Here is a 1,488-nt window from a genome sequence, read left to right on the forward strand (position 1 = left end):
AGTTCAGGCTGAACAACCTGATCCGCCGAAGAGATAGGAATTTGAGGGCCTGCTCTTCGGGATGAAGGCGGCGCACAACGCCGCCAGGATGAGCGCCCAAAAGGCCCTGAGGTGAGCCAGGATCTTGCGGATGTTGTGCCCGCAGCCGCAGAGGACGGCGAAGATGGCGTCGCCGAACGTGCCCTTGAGCGGGCAGCGCGAGAGACGTCCGTCGGTTTTCATGTGGCCGATCTCGGGCTCGATGGCGCTGCGCCGTCGCAGCAGCCGTTTCAGCGCTGGCGTCAGGCCGCGGCGGGTGCCGCTGATCAGGACCTGCGTCGCCGACACGCCGTGGCCGCGGTATCCGCGGTCGACGGCGGCCAGCGCGGGCATCTGGCCGGTGAGTATTTCCACCTGCTCCAAGGCTTCTGCCAAGGTATGGCCGTCGTAGGGATTGCCCGGCAGGGACCGCATGCCAACGACAAAACCTTCGTCGATGGTCGTGGCGAGGCTGACCTTGCTGCCGAATTCATACCGCTTGCGTGCCTTGCCCTTGGAAATGCAGTCGACATCCGGCTCATGCAAAGCGTAGATCTTGCCGCGGCTCTTCGGCCCCTGGTGCAGCAGGCGGCCCCCCAGCACGAGGGTGTCCAGAACCCGCTCGCGAAAAGAACCGCCGGGGATCTCATCCAGCTGACGGCGGATGTCACGCAGGAAACGGCCGGTGTAACCCTTCAGTTGTTTCAGGGCCTTGCGCATGCGCTTGAACTGCCGCGCATGGGCATAGCGCCCGGCCTGCATTGCCAGGCGCGGGGCCAGCCGGTTGTAGTTCTGCCGCAGCGTGATCCCGGCGTCGTCGGCCAGGGCGACAAGCTGACGACGGGCCTTCTCATAAAGGCGTGCATCGGTCGGGTGGGCAATGTTCTTTTCCATCACCGTCGTGTCCACCGCGACGCGCGACAGGCTGCCGTCATCAACGGCACCGGAGGTGCGCCCAGCCTCGATCGTCTTGGTGAGCAGCCACTCGGCCCCTTCCTCTCCGATCCGTTTGCGCCAGCGGGTCAGCGAGGACGGATCGATGGGCGGGCGGTGCTGAAAGAACACCTCACCTGTGAAGTGCTGGTAATACGGGTTCTCAACCCAACGGGCGACCACAGCCTCGTCGGACAGCCGGTAAGCGTGCTGGAGATACAGCAGCCCCGCGACAAGGCGTGGCGATGTGGCTGGCCGCCCTGTTGTGGAGGGAAAGAAACCGGCCCATTCCGTCTCGAAGAACCCCCAGTCGATCAGCTTCTCCAGCTTCGCCAATTCGTGGCGCAGATCGATCATGGCGGTCAGGCGGGGACGCAGGAGATCATCCTGCTCTTCAGCGCGGGGATGAGGCTTCATCACGGCTCCGGAAATTGCAAGGTTTCGAAACCCAGTATACAAAACCCTGCAATTTCACGCTACAGTTTTGGTGGGATCGATAAGGAAAATCAGTGGTTTCTGACTTGTTCAGGGCCAACT

Annotated in this window: 1 protein-coding gene; it reads right to left on the reverse strand. The window is 62.9% G+C overall.

Going from position 1 to position 1,488, the window contains the following annotated elements; genetic code table 11:
- Nucleotides 1-3: 3 nt before the first annotated feature.
- Nucleotides 4-1,368, reverse strand: coding sequence for an IS5 family transposase (locus tag P775_RS11355; RefSeq protein ID WP_099911120.1), 1,365 nt, complete (start codon nucleotides 1,366-1,368; stop codon nucleotides 4-6).
- Between the last annotated feature and the right edge of the window lie 120 nt (nucleotides 1,369-1,488).

Source organism: Puniceibacterium antarcticum (assembly GCF_002760615.1).
Taxonomy (GTDB): Bacteria; Pseudomonadota; Alphaproteobacteria; order Rhodobacterales; family Rhodobacteraceae; genus Puniceibacterium; species Puniceibacterium antarcticum.

Coding starts and splice junctions, on each gene's coding strand:
- P775_RS11355 (WP_099911120.1), bottom strand. CDS start 1,368: ATGAAGCCTCATCCCCGCGCTGAAGAGCAGGATGATCTCCTGCGTCCC.